The organism is Chloroflexus sp. MS-G, from assembly GCF_000735195.1.
Taxonomy (GTDB): domain Bacteria; phylum Chloroflexota; class Chloroflexia; order Chloroflexales; family Chloroflexaceae; genus Chloroflexus.
In genome coordinates, this window is the sequence record NZ_JPIM01000107.1 from 1 (window position 1) to 15,657 (window position 15,657).

General features: G+C 53.8%; 11 protein-coding genes and 1 CRISPR repeat array. All 11 genes read right to left on the reverse strand.

The window, feature by feature from the left end:
* The first annotated feature begins 35 nt into the window (after positions 1 to 35).
* A CRISPR array of direct repeats spans positions 36 to 4,147; the repeat unit is 37 nt; unit sequence GTTTCAGTGCTCTACCGTGAGCCGAAATTGTTGAAAG.
* 308 nt (positions 4,148 to 4,455) lie between these two features.
* Positions 4,456 to 5,064, reverse strand: a complete 609-nt coding sequence (gene cas4, locus JE47_RS0116075; RefSeq protein WP_031460732.1) for a CRISPR-associated protein Cas4 — start codon at positions 5,062 to 5,064, stop codon at positions 4,456 to 4,458.
* On the reverse strand, positions 5,051 to 5,308 hold the full coding sequence (gene cas2 / locus JE47_RS0116080; RefSeq protein WP_031460733.1) for a CRISPR-associated endonuclease Cas2: 258 nt from the start codon (positions 5,306 to 5,308) through the stop codon (positions 5,051 to 5,053). Before cas2 ends, cas4 begins: the two co-directional genes overlap by 14 nt.
* 12 nt (positions 5,309 to 5,320) lie before the next feature.
* On the reverse strand, positions 5,321 to 6,334 hold the full coding sequence (gene cas1, locus JE47_RS0116085) for a CRISPR-associated endonuclease Cas1 (protein WP_031460734.1): 1,014 nt from the start codon (positions 6,332 to 6,334) through the stop codon (positions 5,321 to 5,323).
* A gap of 151 nt (positions 6,335 to 6,485) precedes the next feature.
* Entirely contained in the window at positions 6,486 to 7,490 is a 1,005-nt protein-coding gene (gene cas6 / locus JE47_RS0116090) for a CRISPR system precrRNA processing endoribonuclease RAMP protein Cas6 (RefSeq protein WP_031460735.1), read from the reverse strand.
* Between the two features lie 2 nt (positions 7,491 to 7,492).
* Positions 7,493 to 9,832 carry a CRISPR-associated helicase/endonuclease Cas3 gene (locus tag JE47_RS0116095; RefSeq protein ID WP_031460736.1) on the reverse strand — a complete coding sequence of 780 codons (2,340 nt, stop codon included), beginning with the start codon at positions 9,830 to 9,832 and terminating at the stop codon, positions 7,493 to 7,495.
* The gene (gene cas5, locus JE47_RS0116100; RefSeq protein ID WP_031460737.1) at positions 9,810 to 10,547 is read right to left on the reverse strand and encodes a CRISPR-associated protein Cas5; all 738 of its coding nucleotides are present in this window, start codon (positions 10,545 to 10,547) and stop codon (positions 9,810 to 9,812) included. The genes JE47_RS0116095 and cas5 overlap by 23 nt, the downstream gene beginning before the upstream one ends.
* 9 nt (positions 10,548 to 10,556) lie before the next feature.
* Complete coding sequence (cas7i, locus tag JE47_RS0116105; protein WP_031460738.1) at positions 10,557 to 11,648, reverse strand: type I-B CRISPR-associated protein Cas7/Cst2/DevR; 1,092 nt, start codon at positions 11,646 to 11,648, stop codon at positions 10,557 to 10,559.
* Positions 11,649 to 11,666: 18 nt separating this feature from the next.
* The gene (locus tag JE47_RS0116110) at positions 11,667 to 13,166 is read right to left on the reverse strand and encodes a CRISPR-associated protein Cst1 (protein ID WP_031460739.1); all 1,500 of its coding nucleotides are present in this window, start codon (positions 13,164 to 13,166) and stop codon (positions 11,667 to 11,669) included.
* Positions 13,167 to 13,340: 174 nt separating this feature from the next.
* Complete coding sequence (locus JE47_RS0116115; RefSeq protein ID WP_081910055.1) at positions 13,341 to 14,360, reverse strand: helix-turn-helix transcriptional regulator; 1,020 nt, start codon at positions 14,358 to 14,360, stop codon at positions 13,341 to 13,343.
* A 121-nt stretch (positions 14,361 to 14,481) separates the two neighbouring features.
* Positions 14,482 to 14,691: an HTH domain-containing protein gene (locus JE47_RS0116120; protein ID WP_031460741.1), complete on the reverse strand. Its 210-nt coding sequence runs from the start codon at positions 14,689 to 14,691 to the stop codon at positions 14,482 to 14,484.
* Positions 14,692 to 15,294: 603 nt separating this feature from the next.
* Positions 15,295 to 15,657 (reverse strand): hypothetical protein (locus tag JE47_RS0116125; protein WP_081910056.1); only part of this gene is annotated, 363 nt, incomplete at its 5' end.

Here is a 15,657-nt window from a genome sequence, read left to right on the forward strand (position 1 = left end):
TTTTGCAGCGTACAATCAAACGATACGCTGCAACGGTTTCAGTGCTCTACCGTGAGCCGAAATTGTTGAAAGCCAACGGTCTGGATGTTTGCGCAACGACCAACCGACGGTTTCAGTGCTCTACCGTGAGCCGAAATTGTTGAAAGGGTGAGATTGTGCGCAGCGGCGAGGCGGCGGTGATGTTTCAGTGCTCTACCGTGAGCCGAAATTGTTGAAAGGTCATTTGCGTTCGAGTTTCTAACAATTCTGTTCGGTTTCAGTGCTCTACCGTGAGCCGAAATTGTTGAAAGCCGTTGGCCGCACCGCGCCGCGCTCAAAATACGCGGTTGTTTCAGTGCTCTACCGTGAGCCGAAATTGTTGAAAGGAAAAATGAGTGTTGTGACGGTTGGTAAATAGAGAAGGGGTTTCAGTGCTCTACCGTGAGCCGAAATTGTTGAAAGCCTGCGGTTGACGTTAATCCGATTTCAAAGAATTGGCGTTTCAGTGCTCTACCGTGAGCCGAAATTGTTGAAAGCCATCAATTCAAAACCCTCTCACCAACACTGGTGAGAGTTTCAGTGCTCTACCGTGAGCCGAAATTGTTGAAAGCTCATTGTTGTGCCGCACCACAAACAACCCGCGCTGGCTGTTTCAGTGCTCTACCGTGAGCCGAAATTGTTGAAAGAGATTTCGGCTTGCGAGCGGCGGATAACGTTCGCGCTGCTGTTTCAGTGCTCTACCGTGAGCCGAAATTGTTGAAAGAGTGCTGGGTGATGACGTACCAACCCGCACCGCAAGGTTTCAGTGCTCTACCGTGAGCCGAAATTGTTGAAAGTGACACCAACCCGCGCCAGCGCCTCGCGCCGCCAGCGGTTTCAGTGCTCTACCGTGAGCCGAAATTGTTGAAAGGCGGAAGCGCGGGCAAGCGCGTTGGGGTGGTTGGTGGATGTTTCAGTGCTCTACCGTGAGCCGAAATTGTTGAAAGACACCGCCAGCGCGCCAGTTCCGCGCTGGCGGCGCGGTTTCAGTGCTCTACCGTGAGCCGAAATTGTTGAAAGCTGCTTCCGCGACGGGAATATGAAGCTTCCGCGCCGTTTCAGTGCTCTACCGTGAGCCGAAATTGTTGAAAGCTGTTTAACCAGCGCTCGCGCCACTCCCGCAGCAGCGTTTCAGTGCTCTACCGTGAGCCGAAATTGTTGAAAGTTTCACTTCACAAAACAAAAAACCCGCCGGAACGTCGTTTCAGTGCTCTACCGTGAGCCGAAATTGTTGAAAGCAAGACCGCGATTAGTGTTCAAGACTTGCCGTATTCGTTTCAGTGCTCTACCGTGAGCCGAAATTGTTGAAAGGAGATCAAGCGCGCTGAGTAAGCCGTCCGCGATGTGTTTCAGTGCTCTACCGTGAGCCGAAATTGTTGAAAGGCGGGCGTTTCAGCAGTTGCGACAGATGATGCTGGAGTTTCAGTGCTCTACCGTGAGCCGAAATTGTTGAAAGTACGATACAATTGAGCAAGCCGCTGCCGACGGCTGGCGGGTTTCAGTGCTCTACCGTGAGCCGAAATTGTTGAAAGCCAATCGCTTTCCGCACCAGCCGCGCCACCACCGGCGGTTTCAGTGCTCTACCGTGAGCCGAAATTGTTGAAAGGCCACTCCATAGAGCGACGCTAACACTTTATAAAGATGTTTCAGTGCTCTACCGTGAGCCGAAATTGTTGAAAGTCGCTTGTTGTGTCTCTAGTATACCGCGTCGCGGTGGTTTCAGTGCTCTACCGTGAGCCGAAATTGTTGAAAGTCAACGCGGCCTGAATAGGCCTCGGTCAACAACGCTTCGGTTTCAGTGCTCTACCGTGAGCCGAAATTGTTGAAAGATGACAACGATGCGCGGATGCGGGCCGGTTTCGGTGGTTTCAGTGCTCTACCGTGAGCCGAAATTGTTGAAAGGTGCTTCCAACTGCTCAAATAGTCTGAAGCGCTCTTGTTTCAGTGCTCTACCGTGAGCCGAAATTGTTGAAAGCGTTGTGTGTATTCCCCAACCTCGACGAAGCTGAAGGTTTCAGTGCTCTACCGTGAGCCGAAATTGTTGAAAGTTGAGACGTTGAATATAAAACGTCTCGTGGTCAAAGGTTTCAGTGCTCTACCGTGAGCCGAAATTGTTGAAAGAACAACCAGTCAAACGTTGCCAGAAACGCCGCCGCGCGTTTCAGTGCTCTACCGTGAGCCGAAATTGTTGAAAGACCTCGTCAGCCCGTCCCAGCGCTTGCTGACGCGCTGAAGGTTTCAGTGCTCTACCGTGAGCCGAAATTGTTGAAAGTGTGCCGGAAGCGCTCGCGGAAGAGGAAGCCCAGCGCGTTTCAGTGCTCTACCGTGAGCCGAAATTGTTGAAAGTGCTCCAGCGCCAGCGCGAGGGTGTCAATCAGCAGGTTTCAGTGCTCTACCGTGAGCCGAAATTGTTGAAAGGAAGGAGGGTATATGCCGCACACAGGCGTTGTTGAGTTTCAGTGCTCTACCGTGAGCCGAAATTGTTGAAAGGACAACCCAGCCGTAACAGGACGAAATGGTAACGTTGTTTCAGTGCTCTACCGTGAGCCGAAATTGTTGAAAGAAGACTGCGCTGCGTCTGACCAATTCGCCTGCGACGCGGTTTCAGTGCTCTACCGTGAGCCGAAATTGTTGAAAGCTACTGGCGGGATGTAGACGATCCCGTCTGGCAGAACAGGTTTCAGTGCTCTACCGTGAGCCGAAATTGTTGAAAGCACTGATTACAACGAGGCTGCTGCGCTGGTCGAGGTTGTTTCAGTGCTCTACCGTGAGCCGAAATTGTTGAAAGGCGTTTTTCGCGGTTATTAGCAATTACGGTCGCGTGTTTCAGTGCTCTACCGTGAGCCGAAATTGTTGAAAGTCATCGTGCACACCGGCAACGGTCTTATGCCGGTTTGTTTCAGTGCTCTACCGTGAGCCGAAATTGTTGAAAGACAACTCGCTCGACGAAGCGCGAGCGGGTCAGTACGTTTCAGTGCTCTACCGTGAGCCGAAATTGTTGAAAGGCGGCCAGACGAGCCGCGCTCGGGCTTCCGGCGCTGCGGTTTCAGTGCTCTACCGTGAGCCGAAATTGTTGAAAGACCAGGCGCGCTGTGGTGCTCGAAGCTGCCAACGCGCTGTTTCAGTGCTCTACCGTGAGCCGAAATTGTTGAAAGACTGGTGGCGGCAGTGAAGTTTGTTTGGTCTAATTTGTTTCAGTGCTCTACCGTGAGCCGAAATTGTTGAAAGTGGACGCGGAGTAACGAACTTCCCGACACCGACGCGGATGTTTCAGTGCTCTACCGTGAGCCGAAATTGTTGAAAGACGTAAGAATTGACGCCTTTACCGGCTCATCCGCTGTTTCAGTGCTCTACCGTGAGCCGAAATTGTTGAAAGCTGTTGCGCAAATTAGAGTCGGATTTTCGCGTTTCGCGTTTCAGTGCTCTACCGTGAGCCGAAATTGTTGAAAGCCACTGCGACCATAGATACTGCACCAGGCTCACCGGGATGTTTCAGTGCTCTACCGTGAGCCGAAATTGTTGAAAGCCACGTGGGGAGGGAGATAGTGCCACGCTTGTTCCAACGGTTTCAGTGCTCTACCGTGAGCCGAAATTGTTGAAAGCCCGCTTTCCACGCACCGGTGTGGAACAGCCTGCTGGAGTTTCAGTGCTCTACCGTGAGCCGAAATTGTTGAAAGGCTAGCTGTGGGCAACGCTGTGCCACTTTGCACAGTATGAGGTTTCAGTGCTCTACCGTGAGCCGAAATTGTTGAAAGGCAGAAGCTGCGCACCCACCAACGGGCGCACGGTCGAGTTTCAGTGCTCTACCGTGAGCCGAAATTGTTGAAAGCCGTCGTGGGAGACGATCCGCTCCGGTGCTCCTATCAGTTTCAGTGCTCTACCGTGAGCCGAAATTGTTGAAAGAAAGCCGGTGCACGGCGCTGACCGTGCTCACGCGGTGGCGTTTCAGTGCTCTACCGTGAGCCGAAATTGTTGAAAGCTCGCACCGCTGCCAGCGCATCTCATCCCGTGGGTGTTTCAGTGCTCTACCGTGAGCCGAAATTGTTGAAAGTCGCATGCACGAGCAGGCGATCGCGCTCACGCTCCCCCGAGGTTTCAGTGCTCTACCGTGAGCCGAAATTGTTGAAAGGGCGCCTCTCTTTTTCGTCCCCCTCGCTGTGTTGACCCTCGTACCTCTTCCCTGACGCCTCATAAGCCTTTCTGTACATTCATTATATCGTTCTTTGGACACTGCGCAAGTGGGGGAATTGCTCCACTGTCGCAACTCGTTGTTTGCGTGAAATTGCTACCGAGTTGCGAGATGCTTTTTGATCCTTTTCTGATGCTTTAAATCTGCGATCAGGCGATCTTTGTATTCGGCATCAAAGGTCTTTATACGAGACCTTTGATGCCTGAGTTGCGAGTCGACCGTTTATACGGGCAGTTTTAGAGCCGACTCTATACAACGTCGTTGCAGAAGCGGCGGAATTCACAGTTGACGCACATTGCGCGACTGGTCGGCGGCGCCGGTAGGGCCTCGGTTTGAATGGCTTTCTGCACCGCCGCGATGGTTTCAAGGACGTTTTGACGTAGTTGCGGGCTGATCGGGACTTTTTCGGCTTTGCGTAATGGTATGTGGTAGATCCAGCCGGTTTCTACCGGTAGTCCCCAGGCGTCTTCGATCAGGAGTGCGTAGGCGCCAACTTGCAGTTTGAAGTGTGGACCAGCTTTCTGTTCGCTATCTTTGTAGTCAACAACGACAACTTTTGCTGCCGGGTCTGATCGGTTGGGTATTGCAATCGCTAGATCAAGGATGCCGCGAACGCCAAGGCGCTCTGATCGCAAATAGACGTGGAAGAAGCGCTCGCCACTTTTCAATCCATATGTGCGGAGCGAACGGCGCTCTTCCCGATCTTCCTCGGCACGGTGACTGGCAGCACCTTGACGCATGAGATCGGTCTTCGGTCGGATGGATGGCAGACAATAGGTATACCAGACAACTCTTGGACAGTATCGCCATTGCTTAATGTCACTCACTTCGATGGTGTCGAGATCAGGCATCATCATACTGTTGCTCCAGAGTTCGCCGTTCGCTCCACGTTTTAGCATCAAAGACGAACAGTAGCACGTTTGCGGTGTGGCCCTTCAGCCGCCGGGTGATTTCACCGAAGAGCGCCCGTTGATGGGCTCGGCTGAGATTACCGGCAAATGCGCTGTACTGTATCCGCTGCAAACCATAATCGAGGCAGGCATCAGCTACACGCTGCCGTGCGCGATCGTTGGGGATGTCGTAGATAACGAGACAGTGCATTGCTGACCTCCGTTACCACCCCATAATGAACGGTGTGTAGGTCTCGCGCTCGCCACGGACGAAGGTGGCGATGTGGCGGGCCTGGCATTGGAGAATGTGTCGCAGCGGCTGTCGTTTACCTTCGTATGGCTCAGTCGAATTGAGGCGCTCTAGGACTTTGGTAGCAATGCGCTCACGAGTCGGTTGGTCGAGCCGTCCATCTTCTTCGCGACCGATCTGCCAGCCACGAGTGACCTGGCCGAGGAGCGGGCGATCAACCACGGCCTGTCGGAATTCCTCGATCAGGTCGAGGACAAGGCTCGGTTTGCCCGGTCGGTCGGCATGCAACAGGCCAGCATACGGGTCTAGACCGGCTAAGACAATGGCATGTTCAATCTGTCTGTAGAGAACACCGTAGCCATAGTTTAATGCCTGATTGAATGGATCACTGGCACCTCGTGTTTCACGTCCCGGCCAGTTGAGTTCTGGCGGTATGAGTGCACCTATGGCTTGCCAGTAACGAGCTGCATAACGACCTTCGATGCCCATGAGTTCTTCACGAATGTCGTCTACGGTGTCGGCCTGTAAACGCTCGACAGCAATCTGGTAATCGGTAACTTCTGCCGCCGTTGTCATGAGCAGTTCGTACACTTCGGGCGCCTGTTCTTTGCGATTTTTCGCTGCATAACGCAGCAGGTTCGCCTGATTGCCTAGCTTCCCTAATGTGAAACTGCGCGCCAGGGCGACGCCGGTTGGGCCGTCATAAGCGCGGAGCTGGGCGCGGCGAGTGAGTACTGTACCAGTGAGACCGGCACTGTACAGGCTGGCATACGGGGTGCCATTTGTGCTGATGAAGTGAATAGGTATGCCCTCTTCACTACATGCACGTATTGCATCACTGCTGATCCCAACACCACTCCCGCAGATGATGACCTGCCGCAGATGCATGATTGGGACCTCTTTCACCGATTCGTTGTCTTTTGTGACCCGTAGACGGCCCTGATGTTTGCCAATGAAGCTGCCTCGTTCGTCAACGATGAGTTCCATGGTAGAGTCTCCTTTTGCTACGATGGCAATCAACCGACGTCACCCACAATCTTCTATTGTTAAGGTGCGGAAGCAATACACGCAGCACGCATCGGGTGCGATGCAAGATTGTGCTAATTAGCGTGCTGGCGACGAAATGTTCACACATACTCTAACGAGAGAATACGCTGGTGTCAAATCCCGGAAATGAGGGCATGCCCTCCAGTGTGTACCATCCGTCTCCCTTGACTGCGTTGCGCCCGACGTGGATCAGGCTCCCCCAGACAATCAGTTCGCGCAGGGGTTCCAGTGGGCCTGCAAAGGTGGCACTGCCGATCAGACCACCGACAGGTGTTCGTCGTTGCTGGCGTGATGAGACGCTCACAACGTCGATCCAGCGTGTTTGGTCAGTTGTGACTGTTACTTGTTCAGCGATTTCTAGCAGGCCGCGAAAATCAATGGTGAGCGGACCATCACCATACGCCTGCGAGAGATCGTCAAGGCGCCTCATCAGGCGCTGAATAAGCGGCCGTAAGGCAATGTTTTTCACCAGCCGATCCTGATCGATGAGTCGCAGTGGCGTGTGGAAGGTGAAGGTGATCTGATCGGTCGGCAACCGCGCCGCGTAATCGGCTACTGTCGTTGAATCTATCGGTAATCCAGGGAAATTAACGGTTCTCCCGGGTTGTGAGTAGAGAGTTTGCCGTGTTGCGGTGAGTGGATTGTACGCTTCGATGGCCTGGAGCGCGAAGCGTCCGCGACGACTCCCCAATTCAGGTAGCTTTATGCCGATGCCGTCCCGTTCTAGTTCGTGAACAGCCATCACGAGGTACGGAAAGAAGATCTCGGCTTTGCCAAAGAGGGCCAGTCCAAACTGAAAGGTTTCACCTGGTTGGTATCGCCGCCCGCTATCAAGCGGTGGACGAACAACGTATGGACGCGGTCGTTGTTCACTGCCTTTTTCGTCTTCGCTGCGCATCGGCGCCACCAGTGCAGCGACCGGGCAGTGTTGGTACAGCATGCAGCCAGCACAGGTGATCGCCTCTTTATTGGCGCAGAATCGTTCCCATAGTGAATTGGCAATCGCTCCCCGTACCGCCGGCCCACTTTGCGCGGCCAGCATAATCGGGGTCGCGGCGGTAACGGTGAAGACGAGATGATGTACGGTAAGGGTCATAGTTAGCTCCAATCTGGATCACTGACAATATCACCAAACGAAAGGCCGTTCCGTGAGTCGTAAGGAGTTTGGGCAATCCAGATGTGCCGTTGCCCTCCCGATTCTGCTGGCTGGAGTTTGCCCTGGCTGCGTAAGATGGCAAAGCGCTGTTTGCTGATACTGACCAGATAGTCGTTCGCCTCGATGAAGTGTTCGTTCATCAGCAGATCGATGTAGACTCGTTCAAAGCATTGGGGTACCACATCGACACCATCGAACATCTTATCGAATTCCTCCTCACGCTGGTCATCACTCTTAAATGGGCAGAGACCGTTGATGATGAGGTCAACTTGTTGCTGCATACGCTCGAATGCCTCTCGCCATTGCTGATGGAGCTGGGGATCGGCGTAGATACGGTCGAGCCATTCCTGAACGGCAGCTTCATCAATGACCTCACCATCGTGATGCTTAAGTTCGTCTAAAGTGACCCGCACGATGTGGCCGGCCTGGTTTGGATCACAGTGACGACCATATACTCCCTGACCATCGGTCGGTTGGCGGAAGACGTAAACAGGGGCGATTCCTTTCGTGCCACGCCGGTTGACTCGTCCAAATCGCTGTAAGAGTGCTTCCAGCGGCGCCGGATCGGTGTAGATAGTGTCGAGGTCAATATCGAGACTGACTTCAACGACTTGCGTAGCAACGAGTGCTAACGGCGCACGTTGGCCACTGCCATGCGCACAGCGATTCCGAATAGTCTGTTCGATCCGGTTGCGATCACCATAGGTAAACCGACTGTGGAGAAGGATAAGCTGTTCTTCTTTCAGAGCAGCCTGAGCCAGGAGATCACGAAGCATCTGCGCACGTGCGACGGTGTTCGCACACACCAACACTTGCTGACCAGCCTGGACACGGTTAGCAATCTCTTGAATGGTCTCCGGATCGATCAATTCACCATCGCGCAGGTGTAGCTTATGACGACGGAAACGGGCAAAGATGTCCGGCGTCGCCTGAACCATCGCTGGTTTACCAAGGGCATGGGTCAGTCGGTCAATGATGAGTGAGGGAAATGTTGCCGACATCACAAGGAAACGGGCGTTCAGATACTGGCGGAGATAGCGCATCAGGCCGGTGATCAGCGCTAGTCGCTCTGGTTCGTAAGCGTGAATCTCATCGAAGATAAACGCTGCTTGCGTGTAGTCAGTTAGCATGGCTTCAAAGCCGCGCAGTTGGAACAGTGCTTTGAGCAGTTGGTATGGGCTGAGAACTTTAAGAGGACGGGCGTGCAACAGGTTGAGGTTCTTCTCCCATTGTATGCGCCGTGCAATGCTCGCCGACCACTCTTCACCATCACGGAACCGGGCATAAAGAGCTTGCGCTGCCCGTCCGTGTTGGAGACCAACTGCCTGATCGCCAAAGAGATGGCGCAGACGGTCATACATCGCATTCATGCTGGCCTGGTACGGCAGAACGTAGAAGATTCGTGCGGCTGCCTGCGTTCCATCCCCCAGTGCCCAGGCCAGCGCCGCTTCGGTTTTACCACTGCCGGTTGGTGCCATAAGGAAGGTTGTACGTCCCGACTGTTTTGCACTGTCCTGTTGGTGAGGATAGACCTTCTTGCCGGTGAAAAGCGATTCCCAGGAACACCGGATCGGCGCCGGCATACTATGCAGATGGGCCGAAGCCAGATGGTCGGCAGTGGTGATCAAACCGCGCAAGAGGATACCGGGGAGACGATCAGTCTTTGCCGTGTGCGAACTGGCGAGCTGATCAACCCAACGCTGATATTCTCCCAGCCAGTGTCGTACCCGTTCGGGATTGACACGACAGGGTTGCGGAGTAATCGCGGCTACTACCTGCCCTATCCCCAGTTGGTCACGCCAGGGATTGGCACAGGTATCTAACCAGGTGAGCAAACCTTGCGCCGTTTGCTCTGGCAGGTCGTTGCACAGCTCAATAAGCGGGTCTTTACGCAATCCAGGCGGATACAGTTCGGCGATTTCAGCAGCATCGCGATGGTGAGACACAATCGCCGCCACCAGCCAACGCTGTTCTTCTTCACTGAAGTCGTGGGCAATTGCATCAACAAAGCCCAACGAGAGTACCTCGTGACGATGCGGCCAGGGTGGGCCACCTTTCAACCGCCGTTGAAAGCCATGCGCTGCTTTGCCAAAGTCGTGCAGAAAAGCAGCCCAGTAGAGACAGTGCCACTGCCGGTCGGGAAGCAGACTCGGGCGCAGGCGGTAGAGATCGGCTAACCGACAGAGCACATCCCAGGTATGTGCGGCCAGAGTCTCACCACCGTGCTGCTGGCTCTTTGCCAGCAAATCATCGATGTGGTCAGGCCAGGGAGAAGGCTTCATCAGATACTCCTACAAAGGTATGAAACCACAAACCCAACATCAAACCATCAACAGTCGGTGCTGTTGGATCACTCCAATAGCTTGTGGTCTGTTCGCCGAATTTCAGCATTTGTTTGGTCGTTACCCGTTCGGTGAGCATCAGATAGCGTTCAAAGCTGGGCTTCCGGCGGTTATGATAGTCTATCCAGCGCGGCATTAATGTCACAATACCGGCCGGTATTTGGGCAGCCATGCGGTATGGGAGCAGGGTGTGCTCAAAGTAGGCTTGATCAGTTTGCTGAAGCTCAACAATGTCTACCTGCGTATATGCGGCTAAATCCTGCGAGCGCCCCAAGATGACCGGATAACGCGGGAAACGGAAAGCATCGATCCAGTCGGGTCGGTTGATGTAGAGCGTCAAGCGTGGGAAGAGGAGGATATGGCGCTTGAAGGGATTGATGTTCCCTTCAAGCACCTTGGGTTCGCCACCGGGTAGTTTCCCCGATGCTACCGAGAGCACGTGGATATGCTCAAGGTCGTACCCTGCACCGGCAACGGTAAAATGGTATGCAAACCTTACACCTTCTGGATCGATCCAGTCACCCAGGGCACTGCAAATGTGCCCATAGATGGTCGCGGGTGGCGGCAATGGAAAGCTCGGCTGTTCTCCCAACATAAAGTGGGGATACCGGAACGAAGTTGATATGCCTTCGAGCACGATCTTGAGCACCTTCATATCTATCTCCTAGTCCAGCCATTCAGGATGCTGATCGCAATCTTGAACGAAGGTGGTGAATGCTTCACGGGGATGGCTCAGCCGAATTTGGGGCAGGTTCTGAGCAGAGGCATGCGCATTATAATCGGCAATGAACTGCTCAAAACTGGCCCGCGCCTCGTCGAGATAACCTTTTACCCAGCCTACGTACACCGGTGAGAGGATACCGTCGGCGAAAACTCGCAATGCGTCACGCAAGGCCTCGATCTTGATCTCCGGCAATCCGACCCGATTGGCGCCAACGGTATGGTGGAAGATATGGTTTCCGCCCTTAGTGACGGCAAAGATCACCAGCGCCGGACTGACATCGGTATAGTGCAACGTCTGCTTTGCCCCACCTTCCAGTTGCGCCATGCCGGTAAAGAGGGCCTTCACCCGTGCCAGCCGCTCGGCTTTCGGCAACCGATACGATTTCTCGTTTTCGAGGTGTTCAACCCCAGGCACATCACCAATCAGGCGAACCCGTTCTTCGTCAAGATTGCGGAAACCGGTGCGATTGCGGTACGAGAAGGTGCCGCAAGCCCACAGATCAAGTGAAAACAGCCCTTTTAACGTTGTCCGGTAAAATTGATGCTCATGCGGCACCGGATTCCCCTCGTGGCGAGCCATGACACCGAAATCACTGGTCGGATTGACAGGAGCAATCGAAACCAGCGTACTAACACGGAATGGTGAGGCGCGAGTAACCGTATCCTTCACCGGTGTTGATTCTTCAAGCGAACTGATTTGCTCACGACTCCGTTTGGCAGTGTCAGCTTTGCCGGGCGCCCGCATGTACCCGAAAAGGTCATCGTCCCAATACCGGATCGGGTTGGCGTCGGTGTAGGCAATCTTCTCTTCGCGGAAAATGGGCGAAGCTTTCCACTCCGGAACCCGTTGTTCGAGCGTCATCCGAAGCCAGTAGCGAAATGCCTGCGCCGAAACGTAGGGGAAATTACCGGCTTTGGTGGAGATCACTTTCACACCTACCGTATTTTCTTCCCGTTCACCGGGAATATTGCCCAAATTGTTGAGGGCCGATGCTGGAGCATCAATCAGCAGTAAACCGGTCACGAATGCCATCGTTCGTTGCTCTCCTTTCTAGTCGTTTACCACAACCTCTTCCTCGGTCGGAATCGCATCCTCATTTGCAGCAATCCAATCACGTAATTGCTCGACCATGCGGATCAACACCAGATCGCGCATCAGTCGCCAGTCACTCCGTAATACCTCTTCGCCCTCCATAAAAACGGCTAAAAAACTATCGAGATCCAACAGGGTATCTGTACCACGCTTGTAACGGGTGTATTCAATGTTGGTCTTGCTAAGCAACGTTAGAAAGTCATTGCTACGTTGCGTCGTAAAGAACTGGCGAAAGAAGCGCTTGCCGCCCTGATACCTGGTGTAATCGGCCAGCTTATCACCTAGCTCTTTCAGAATTGCTACCCGGTCATCAGTCATAAGCATTACCTCCTGTACAAAAAGTTCAACCAACGGCCAGGAAATCAGCTCAGCCTCTCGCAAAGTTGAATAGCCGTGACGTGGGTCATCAGCCGACCGCCTGAGATCAGGTTTGCGGAGAAAATAGGTCCGCACAAAACGCGCAGCCTGTTCCGGCAGCGTAAACAGGTCTTCGTAGAGATAGTTCGAGCGTGGTTCAGATGGTTCGGCGGCTTTGTTCCGTTTTCTCGTTGCCGCAACGACCTGCCAGCTCCGCTTTACCAACTCATTCCACAGTTGCCGGTAGGTTGGGGTCTGCACGGCCAGCAGAAAGCCGGTAATCTGCAATGGGAGATGGTATATTTCCAGGAACGGTGACTGACCGTTGTTAAAGTAATATGCGGTGATCGCCGGACGATGTTGGCGATACGCCGTTGCTTGAAGCTGACGATTCAGGATGTCGGTCAGGGTTTCGACTAACAGTGTTTTCAAGCTCCGTGGCGAACCGGGTAACTTATCTTCACCAGCAGCCTGCGCTTTGGCAACATCGCTCAGATTACGTTGCAGAAATTGATTTGCAAAGCCAATTGTCAGCTGCTCATCATCACAATGCACGGCCAGCAACCCGCCACCAACCTTGGCGCAGCCAAGCGGCATCGTCTGTAGAGCCAGGATTGCCTCTGGTGCCATCGGCAAACCGGGATCACCGTTAATAAAGAAGTTGATCGCATCATCACCTTGAAGCAATGGCATTTGCGCCCGCCCTACCCGACCTGGTTGCAATTTCTGCGACAACTCAAGTCCGGCCGCCGGTAAACCGGTAAAGAGGCAGGGTTCAGTGTTGGCAATAGCAAGCGCCCACTGTCGCAAATGGCGCTCAGCCCAGTGTTGGCGCTTCTGCTGCGCTTCAGCCCGTTGCTCAGGCGATAGTCCAGGTCGGTTAGGGTTAAAAGCCGATTGGGCAAACCATGCGTTACTGGTAAAGGCAACGGTCAAGAAGCTACGCAACGGCTGTCGTACATAATTCGCTTCGATGTAATCGGCGATCCGCTGCAAATCTTGCGTGTCGAGATCGGCAAACCGCTGTTTGCCAACGAAGGCCGTCATGGTAGCAAAACCAACATCAATAAATGGATGGCCGGTATAGGTTATCTTGTTCATTCTTCCGTCCTCTCATTGCGTACCTCAGGCTCGCACATGAATGCGGGAGTGTGCGAAACGCTGTGTTCGTAAGCGAGTGAGTTTCCAGCCCGTCCCTGCTATGCTGGTGCTGGCGTAGACAGCACGGTCAACCGCCGGAAAAACGGTAAGCTGACACCTTATTCTCCTCCTGTACTACATCTCACGCTCCTCTGTGCAGTGTAGCATCCTACCCTGCAACATAGTTGCAGTCTGCGCGTAATTTGCTGATGCTTGCTGCAACTCAGCGGCAACCATCTGCACTAACTCAGGTGGCGCCAGCACAAGAGCATGTGACCCATACCCCAACACCCAGCGCTTCACCTCGTCGAGCGCACCGCTCTGAAAACGCAACACCAGGCCACCGTCGGCCTGCTCCTCGATCTGCTGTGTGGGATGCCACTGCCGCTCACGAATATACGGCGCCTGGAATCGATCAAACGCAATCACAATCTCGACCGAATACATGCTCCCCTGACCAAGAAAACCGTTGCGTAAATAGGTGTTTACATCGAAGTTGGGATCACGCACAAAACGGTTTTGCCGCCGCACCTGCCAGTGCCTGATCCGGTAGAGCGCAAATTGCCGTATCTCTCCCCGCCGATGATCGAAAGCGATGACCTGAAGGTCACCACGGGCTAGAAAGAGGTGATATGGCTCAATCAGGCGCTGCGTTACCTCCTGACGACTGGCCGTGAAATAGGTGATCTCGATAGGGTGATACTCACGGATACACTCGTTGATGACCTGCACCAGGTCAGGATCAACGTGAGCCAGCGCTCCGGGTTGGAATGTCAAATGATCGAGCAATGCTTCAGGATGGACACTCATCTGGTCGGTCAAGTAGCGTCCGATCCGTTGTATAAAACTCCGAAGCGGCGCGGCAAATGAGGTACCCAGGTAGCGTCGGCTAAGCTCGGTACTGATCAAAAACGCCAGTAATTCCCCCTCGCTGACGTGCAGCACCGGCATCACCCATGTTGAATCGCGGTAGAAGTAGCCACCGTGCCGCCGACTGTAAACCAGTGGTGCGCCTATCCGATCACGCAGATACGCTAGATCGTCGTAAATGGCCCGCTCGCTCACTTCAAAACGCCGACAAAAATCGGCGACCGATGGATACGTCTTGGTCCTAATCATCTGGTCAATCGTAATGAGCCGTTCCAACCGCGACATAGGGTCTCCCTCGAGCGCCGGTTAGTAGCATACCCACGTTCTACGCTTTATTCCTGATGTGAGTTATAGCATGCAACTGCTCGAAAAATGGCAACAGCACAGATGTTTGTTGCAAAGAAACTTACCACCAACGCTGAAACAGATGTAACCTCCCTTCCTGATCTTCGGTTAGCAGCAAGCCACGTTCTTCAAGCAGAGGTAGATCACGGATCACAGTCGAACGCGGCACCCCTAACCGGTACGCTAATTCGGCTGCGGTCAATGGTTCCTCGGCCAATAGTTCGGCATACCGCTCAAGTCGTTGCTGCTTGCTCTGCTTGCTCCCAAACATTGCTACCCTCCGGTAACGTCAATCTCTAGGTGCGACGACCGGAGTGTCGCATGCCGATGTTGCCAGTACTGCAACATCACTGCAACTATCATAGCAAGATAATCGTTCACATATGTGGATAGTGATCTTAAATTTTCAAAGCATTTCAGAGAATTGGCCCGATACCTGAGACCGATGAGAGGCGGTGCTGTTTTCCAGCGCTGATGAGGATCGCTATCCGAAATCCTTGCGTCAGGTTACGACGGAAGGCTTCTATCGATAGATATGGCTCCCGCCGAACGCCGATGGGATGACCTGGCGGGCGCAATGTCGTTCACAGAGGCTTGGCGCCGCCGTGCCTCTTCACCTCCCATTATCGGCGAAGATGAGATGGGTGCGTCGTATGGCGATGAGACACTTCGACCGTGGCAGACGGCGACCACCACGGTAGCGCTACGGAGACGACGGACACCGATTGGTCGCTCTCGTCGCCGGATGGTGCGGAATGAATGGCCCCGTCGGACGATCTGCTGGATGCCGACGGGGATGACCTGCGGGTGTGACGTCATCCGCAGGGGCACGGCGCTGCCGTGTCCCTCGGTACATATACGGTGTAACAGATACTTACACCGTCAATTGGTAAGCGGTTCCGTTCACGATAACTGTATACTGGCCGGGGGTAAACGAACCTTCAAGCATAACCGATTGATCCAGCATTGGGGCAATTGCCGGACACATTTCGGCACCGCTATGCATTGCTTTAACTGTAATCGTGATTACATGACCTTCGCGCTGCTGACTGATTCCGGTAAGCGTTGTACAGCCATCACCAAGGTAGCCGGTAATGTGGGCTTGCACCTGCAATGGATACGACTCGAGGACTACGAATTCAACTCGTTCAATCGTCACCACACCGCTCCGCGGGGTGGGAGTCGAGGTTGTCATAGTACAGGATGTAAACAGAAGAACCAATCCGGCAATGAGTAA

Bases quoted from the DNA above. Each gene is read 5' to 3' on its own strand.
- cas4 (WP_031460732.1), bottom strand. From the start codon at position 5,064: ATGATGATGCCTGATCTCGACACCATCGAAGTGAGTGACATTAAGCAA.
- cas2 (WP_031460733.1), bottom strand. From the start codon at position 5,308: ATGCACTGTCTCGTTATCTACGACATCCCCAACGATCGCGCACGGCAG.
- cas1 (WP_031460734.1), bottom strand. From the start codon at position 6,334: ATGGAACTCATCGTTGACGAACGAGGCAGCTTCATTGGCAAACATCAG.
- cas6 (WP_031460735.1), bottom strand. From the start codon at position 7,490: ATGACCCTTACCGTACATCATCTCGTCTTCACCGTTACCGCCGCGACC.
- JE47_RS0116095 (WP_031460736.1), bottom strand. From the start codon at position 9,832: ATGAAGCCTTCTCCCTGGCCTGACCACATCGATGATTTGCTGGCAAAG.
- cas5 (WP_031460737.1), bottom strand. From the start codon at position 10,547: ATGAAGGTGCTCAAGATCGTGCTCGAAGGCATATCAACTTCGTTCCGG.
- cas7i (WP_031460738.1), bottom strand. From the start codon at position 11,648: ATGGCATTCGTGACCGGTTTACTGCTGATTGATGCTCCAGCATCGGCC.
- JE47_RS0116110 (WP_031460739.1), bottom strand. From the start codon at position 13,166: ATGAACAAGATAACCTATACCGGCCATCCATTTATTGATGTTGGTTTT.
- JE47_RS0116115 (WP_081910055.1), bottom strand. From the start codon at position 14,360: ATGTCGCGGTTGGAACGGCTCATTACGATTGACCAGATGATTAGGACC.
- JE47_RS0116120 (WP_031460741.1), bottom strand. From the start codon at position 14,691: ATGTTTGGGAGCAAGCAGAGCAAGCAGCAACGACTTGAGCGGTATGCC.